Source organism: Protofrankia sp. CiP1_Cm_nod3 (assembly GCF_982290655.1).
In genome coordinates this window covers 21,498-28,115 of the sequence record NZ_CEVIVD010000011.1, presented here as the reverse complement: position 1 = coordinate 28,115, position 6,618 = coordinate 21,498, and the positions used below count along the sequence as shown (strand labels likewise).

Sequence of the window (6,618 nt, the reverse complement as noted above, 5' to 3'; positions counted from 1 at the left end):
CGCGGAGCCAGCGTCGTCTCCGCGTATGCCGTCGTCACGGGCGTCGTCATGTCCGGACGGCCGTCGGCGGCAGATCGTTCCCGCGTGCCGCCGACGGAAGACGAGCAGGTCCGGCCGCTTCGCCCCCGGCCTGGTCGGGACATCCTCCGAGATGTCACCCGGCCAGGCCGGGGACACCCACGTTCTCGAACGAGCGGGGCCTCGACACTGTTCCCGGCGGTCGCGCCGCGGTGGGCCTGACGGGCCTCCTACGAGCTGTCGCGCTCCTGGCGTTCCCCGCGAGGGATGTTCCCCGCCAGTGATGTTCCCCGCCAGGCCGCTGCGGGCCCGCGCTCCTACGAGCGGGAGGCCCGGCCCAGCTTGAGGTCGAGCAGGCGCGCCAGCAGCCCGTTGACGAAGACCGGCGACCGCTCGGTCGACACCAGACCCGCCAGCGCCACCGCCTCGTCGATGGCCACCCCGTCGGGGATGTCCTCACGCCACAGCAGTTCCAGCGCGCCGATCCGCAGAATGTTGCGGTCCACCGGCGGCATGCGCTCGAGGGTCCATTCCTCGGCATGGTCGGAGAGCATCTCGTCGATGTCGGCGAGCCGCTCGACGACACCCTCGACGAGCGAGACCGTGTATTCGGGCACCGGCGGGTCGGCCTGGGCGAGCCGCTGCGCGAGAGTCTCGGTGAAGCTGCTCCCGCGCAGGTCCGCCTCGTAAAGGATGTCGAGAGCGCGCTTGCGGGCCTTCGACCGGGCGCTCAGCTCGTCACCCGGCCCAGGTAGCGGCCGTCCCTGGTGTCCACCTTGACCTTCTCCCCGGTGGTGATGAACAGCGGCACCTGGACCGTGGCACCGGTCTCCAGCGTCGCCGGCTTGTTGCCACCGGTGGAACGGTCGCCCTGGACACCCGGCTCGGTCGCCGCGATGACCAGCTCGACGCTGGCGGGCAGCTCCACGTAGAGCGGCTCCCCGTCATGCAGCGCGACCGTCGCCGTCGTGTTCTCCAGGATGTAGCTCGCCGCGTCGCCCACGACCGCCGGCGGGATCGGGATCTGGTCGAACGACTCGCTGTCCATGAAGACGAAATCAGCGCCGTCACGGTAGAGGAAGCTCATCTCACGGCGGTCGACGGTCGCCACCTCGACCTTCACCCCGGCGTTGAAGGTACGGTCGACAACCTTGCCGGTCAGCACGTTCTTCAACGTCGTCCGGACGAAGGCCCCGCCCTTGCCGGGTTTGACGTGCTGAAACCCGACGACGTTCCACAGGGTGCCGTCGAGGTCGAGCGTCATGCCGTTCTTCAGATCATTCGTGGTCGCCACTGCGCACAACTCTCCAGCCGGACCAGCAGGTTGGCCCGTTCGACTGACGGGGGGGGATCCCGCGAAAGTCTATCTGCCCCGGGCAGCGCCTTCGGCGCGGCCCGGGGACCCCGCCACCCACATGCCCCCTAGGCGGGGGCTCGGTCGGCTGGGTGGGGTGGATGCGCTGGGGAGCCGGCATCGTGGACGCGGGCCGCGACCGCGCGCAGGGCGAGGAGGTAGGAGTCGAAACCGAGGCCGGTGATAGTCCCGGTCGCCACCGCGCTGATCACGCTGTGGTGCCGGAACGCCTCCCGGGCATGGGTCTGGCTCAGGTGGACCTCGACCAGCGGGCCCGCCACCTGCGCGGCCGCGTCGCGCAGCGCGTAGGAGTAGTGCGACCAGGCACCCGGGTTCAGCACGACCGGGACGCCGAGGTCGGCGGCCTCGTGCAGCCAGCGCAGCATCGTGGCCTCGTCGTCGGTCTGCCGGCAGTCCGCCACCAGGCCGAGCTCCCCGGCCAGCTCCTGGCAGGCCGCCACCAGGTCGGCGTAGCTGCGGCTGCCGTACACCGCCGGCTCCCGCAGCCCCAGCCGGCCGAGGTTCGCCCCGCTGAGCACCATGACCTTCACGACCGGGCCCTCATGACCGGGATCTTCATACCCGGGCCTGCGTGGCCGGGCCTGCGTGGCCGCGCCCTCGTGGGCGGGCACCCGACGCGCCAGGCCCCGGCGGGGCCTCCCCCGTGCGCCTGGCCCGGGTGTGCCGGGGTGCTGTCACCGCTCGTCCCCGCCGGGCAGGTCCGACAGCTCCCGGGCCACCTCCGAGAACGCGGCCACGACCAGCGCCCGGTCCGGGTCCTCCAGGATGCGTGGCCGGCCGAGCCCCTCGAGGGCGACGAACCGCAGCCGCCGGCCGCGGCTCTTCTTGTCCAGCCGCATCGCGTCGAGCAGCTCCGGCCAGCGGTCCGCCCGGTAGACGGTGGGCAGCCCGACCCGTTCGAGCAGCGCCCGGTGCCGGTCGGCGGTGGGCTCGTCCAGGCCCAGCGCGAGCCGGCCCAGCGAGGCCGCGAAGACCATGCCGACCGATACCGCCGCACCGTGCCGCCAGCTGAACCCCTCGACCTTCTCGATGGCGTGCCCGAGGGTGTGCCCGTAGTTGAGGATCTCCCGCCGGCCGGCCTCCCGCGGGTCGGCCGACACCACCGCCGCCTTCACCCGGATCGACCGCTCGATCAGCTCGCGCTGGTGGCGCAGCCCGCTCGGGTCGTCCTCGAGCAGGTCGAGGATGGCCGGGTCGGCGATGAAACCGGCCTTCACGACCTCGGCCAGGCCCGAGATCCGCTCGTTGGCGGGCAGGCTCGCCAGCGTCGCCAGGTCGGCGAACACGGCGAGCGGATGGTGGAAGGCCCCGACGAGGTTCTTGCCGGCGTCGGTGTCGATGCCGGTCTTGCCGCCGACCGCCGCGTCCACCATCCCCAGGACCGTGGTCGGGACCTGCACGAGGTCGACGCCGCGCAGCCAGGTGGCGGCCACGAAGCCGGCGAGGTCGGTCGTCGCCCCGCCGCCGAGGCCGATCACGACGTCGTCGCGGGTGAAGCCGACCTGGCCGAGGACGTCCCAGCAGAAGCCGGCGACGCGGGCCTGCTTGGCCTCCTCGCCGTCGGGGACCTCGACCGCGTGGGCCTCGACCTTCGCGGCATCCCGCAGGTCCGCGACCACCGCCTCCGCGGTCGCCCGCAGCGCGCGGGGGTGGATGACCGCGGCCCGGGTACGGCCGGCGACCCGCTCGGCGAGCTCGCCGAGCAGGCTCGTGCCGACCACGACCTGGTAGGGACGCTCGCCGGTGGGCGCGACCTCGATGCGGGTCACCGCGTCCGGGGCGGCCGGCCCCCCCTGGGACGCCAGCGGGGCGGCGGGGACCGGGGCCGCCGGCGATGTCGTCACGGCCCGACCAGCGGCCCGGGCAGCCGGCCCGCCGGCGCCGCGACAGCATGATCGTGATGCCGGCGGTCCGCCAGCAGCTTCTCGACCAACCCGACCACCTCCTCAGGTGTGTGCCCCACGGTGTCCACCACCGCGGCGGCGACTTCGGCGTACAACGGCGCGCGGGCCCGCAGCATCGCGGCGATCCTGGTGCGCGGCCCCTCGACCAGCAGTGGCCGGTCCCGGGCCAGGCCGACCCTGGCCACCGCGTCGTGGACCCCGACGTCGAGGTGGACGACGGTGTGCCCGCGCAGCGCCTGCCGGGTGGCCGCGTCCAGCACGGCCCCGCCGCCGAGGGCGAGCACCCCGTCGTGCCCGGCCAGGGCGCGGGCGACGGCGTCCCGCTCCAGTGCGCGGAAGTGCTCCTCCCCCAGCTCGACGAAGATGTCGGCGACGGACCGCCCGGCCCGGGCCTCGACGTCGGCGTCGGTGTCCCGGAAGGCCACCTCCAGCCGCCGCGCCAGCAGCCGTCCGACCGTGGTCTTCCCCGACCCGGGCGGGCCCACGAGCACCACGACCGGCCGCCGCACGCGGGCCGCCGCGGCAGCGCTGCCGGCGGCGGCACCCTCAGCGGCAACGCTGCCAAGGGCGACACCGTCGGCGGCGCCGCTGTCAGCGGCGCCAGTGGCAGCGGCGCCGGCGGCGTCCGGAGAGCCGGTCACCGGGCCGCCACCAGGACAGCGGCGATCATATCGGCTCCGATCGGACGATCAGGGACTTCAGGTATGTCTCACAGTTGCGGCGGGACTCCTCCACCGAGTCGCCGCCGAACTTCTCCAGGGCCGCGTCGGCGATCACCAGCGCCACCATGGCCTCGCCGACCACCCCGGCGGCGGGCACCGCGCACACGTCCGAGCGCTGCGCGATCGCGACCGCCCGCTCCCCGGTGGCGACGTCGATCGTCGACAGCGGCCGGGACAACGTCGAGATCGGCTTCATCGCGGCCCGGACCCGCAGCGGCTCACCGGTGGTCATCCCCCCTTCGACGCCGCCGGCGCGGTCGGTGGCCCGCCGCACCCGGTAGATGCCCCCCGGGTGCGCCACCGCCTCCGGGGCGTCCCCGGCGGGCACCGACTCGATCTCGTCGTGGGCCTGCGACCCGCGGCGGCGGGCCGTGGTGAAGCCGTCGCCGAACTCCACGCCCTTGATCGCCTGGATGCCCATCAGCTCCCCGGCGATCCGCGCGTCGAGGCGGCGGTCGCCGTGCACGTAGCTGCCCAGCCCCGGGGGGCAGCCGTAGGCGAGCACCTCGACGATCCCGCCCAGGGTGTCGGCGTCCCGGTGGGCGGCGTCGATCTCGGCGACCATCCGCACGCTCGTCGCCGGGTCGGCGCAGCGGACCGGGTCGGCGTCCACCACGTCCATCGCGGCCGGCTGGGGCAGCGGCGAGCCGGGCGGCACCTCGACACCGCCGATCGACACCACGTGCGAGACGACCTCGATGCCGTACGCCTGCCGCAGCAGGGCCTTGGCGACCGTGCCCAGCGCGACACGGGCCGCGGTCTCCCGGGCGCTGGCCCGTTCCAGCACCGGGCGGGCGTCGTCGAACCCGTACTTCTGCATACCGGCAAGATCCGCATGGCCGGGCCGGGGGCGGGTCAGGGGGGCGTTGCGGGCCAGCCTGGCGAGCCCCTCGGCGTCGACCGGATCCGGCGCCATGACCTCCCGCCACTTCGGCCATTCGGTGTTGCGGACGACGACGCTCACCGGGCCGCCCAGGGTCAGGCCGTGGCGGACCCCGCCGAGCAGCTCGACCTCGTCCCGCTCGAAGCTCATCCGGGCGCCCCGCCCGTGCCCGAGCCGACGCCGGGCGAGTTCGTCGGCGATCAGGGAGCTGGACACCCGGACACCGGCCGGCAGCCCCTCCAGGGTCGCCACCAGAGCCGGCCCGTGCGACTCCCCGGCAGTCAACCAACGCAGCATGGGGCCAGTCTTCCACGCCACCGGCGCGCCGGAACCAGCTCCTTCGGTCGGGATGCCCCGGGACGGGAACACTCCGGCGGGACGGGGACGCTCCGGCGGGTTCAGCCCGCGTTCCAGCCGAGGACGCCGACGAACGCCCCCGTCAGCAGGAACGGCCCGTAGGCGATCGACGTCCGCCGGCCGGCCCGCCGCGTCACCAGCAGGACCAGCGCCCACACCCCGGCGAGGACGATCCCGGCCAGCAGCCCGGTGAGGGCCACCGGGACGCCGAGCCAGCCGAGCGCGCCGCCGAGCAGACCGGACAGCTTCACGTCACCGAAGCCCAGACCGGCACCGGGCAGCGCCCAGAGCGCCGTGAACAGGGCGAGCACGGCCGCCGCCACCGCGACGGCGCGCACCCAGCGCCCCGGGCCGCCGTCCAGGGCCGCGGCGATGCCGAACAGCCCGGCCAGGACCGGGTAGGACGGCAGGGTGATCACGTCGGGCAGCCGGTGGACCCGGGCGTCGACGGCGGCCAGGACCACTCCGACCACCCCGAGGTAGGCGTACGCCGGCAGCCAGGCGACATGATCGGTCAGCTTGGCCGCGAACGCGACGACGACGGTGGCCGTGAGCAGGCCGAGGACGTCCCGGGTCGGCGCCGGCCGGCGCGGCTGCTCCCCCGCCAGCGGCCCGAAGAAGCCCACCATGCGGGTCAGCCCCGGGACGACGCACAGGACGGCAAGAACGATCACGGCGACCAGCACGGCCGACCCGGACGACATGGCCGCCCCGCCCGGCGGGACGCTCACCGTGCCGCCAGGGCGGCTTCGCCCGCGGCCAGCAGCAGGTCCACGTCCACCTCGGCGCCGGTGAACAGCCGGACCTGCCCGACCGCCTGGGCGGCCAGCACGACCAGCCCACCGGCGACCGGCGCCCCGGCGGCCCGCGCGGCGGCGGCGAGCCGGGTGGGCCACGGGTGGTAGAGCAGTTCGACCAGGGCGGTCGAGGCGGGCCACGGCCGGCGCGCGAGCTCGTCGGTGGCACCGGCCGGCGTGGTCGCGAACACGACGTCGGCGGCGGCCAGGAGGCTCGCCGGGTCCGCCGGGTCCGCTGGGCCCGTGGCCGCGGCGGGCCCGGCGCCGGCGGTGTCCCAGCGGTGGACGGTGACGGCCAGCCCGAGGGCGGCGCCGATCTCGACCAGGGGAGCCGCGGCCGGCGGCCGGCGGGCGAGGATGTCGGCCCGCTCGGCGCCGAGCGCGGCGAGCGCGGCGAGCACGGCCCGGGCGGTGCCCCCGGCGCCGATGACGAGCGGGCGGCGCGGGGCCCGCCCGGCGCCGAGGACCGTCGTCACGGCGTGCGCCGTTCCGGCGACGTCGGTGTTGAAGCCGGCCAGCCGGACGGGCCCGGCGGCCCCGGCGCGCTCCTGCCCGGCGTCCC

General features: G+C 75.3%; 7 protein-coding genes and 1 pseudogene. All 8 read right to left on the bottom strand.

Annotation, left to right across the window (positions count from 1 at the left end):
* Positions 1-335 precede the first annotated feature (335 nt).
* The gene (gene nusB / locus AC5LUJ_RS04410) at positions 336-752 is read right to left on the bottom strand and encodes a transcription antitermination factor NusB (protein WP_445548488.1); all 417 of its coding nucleotides are present in this window, start codon (positions 750-752) and stop codon (positions 336-338) included.
* Positions 749-1,312: an elongation factor P gene (gene efp / locus AC5LUJ_RS04405; protein WP_250284813.1), complete on the bottom strand. Its 564-nt coding sequence runs from the start codon at positions 1,310-1,312 to the stop codon at positions 749-751. Before efp ends, nusB begins: the two co-directional genes overlap by 4 nt.
* 128 nt (positions 1,313-1,440) lie before the next feature.
* A complete protein-coding gene (locus AC5LUJ_RS04400; RefSeq protein ID WP_493464508.1) occupies positions 1,441-1,914 on the bottom strand; it encodes a type II 3-dehydroquinate dehydratase in 474 nt (157 codons plus the stop codon).
* Positions 1,915-2,067: 153 nt separating this feature from the next.
* Positions 2,068-3,198, bottom strand: coding sequence for a 3-dehydroquinate synthase (gene aroB, locus AC5LUJ_RS04395; RefSeq protein WP_250284824.1), 1,131 nt, complete (start codon positions 3,196-3,198; stop codon positions 2,068-2,070).
* A gap of 35 nt (positions 3,199-3,233) precedes the next feature.
* A complete protein-coding gene (locus AC5LUJ_RS04390; protein WP_250284811.1) occupies positions 3,234-3,938 on the bottom strand; it encodes a shikimate kinase in 705 nt (234 codons plus the stop codon).
* Positions 3,939-3,963: 25 nt separating this feature from the next.
* Positions 3,964-5,199, bottom strand: coding sequence for a chorismate synthase (aroC, locus tag AC5LUJ_RS04385; protein WP_250292099.1), 1,236 nt, complete (start codon positions 5,197-5,199; stop codon positions 3,964-3,966).
* Positions 5,200-5,300: 101 nt separating this feature from the next.
* Entirely contained in the window at positions 5,301-5,990 is a 690-nt protein-coding gene (locus AC5LUJ_RS04380) for a prepilin peptidase (protein WP_250284806.1), read from the bottom strand.
* Positions 5,987-6,618, bottom strand: a pseudogene (locus tag AC5LUJ_RS04375) (shikimate dehydrogenase); the annotation flags it as partial. The gene AC5LUJ_RS04380 and the pseudogene AC5LUJ_RS04375, both read right to left, overlap by 4 nt.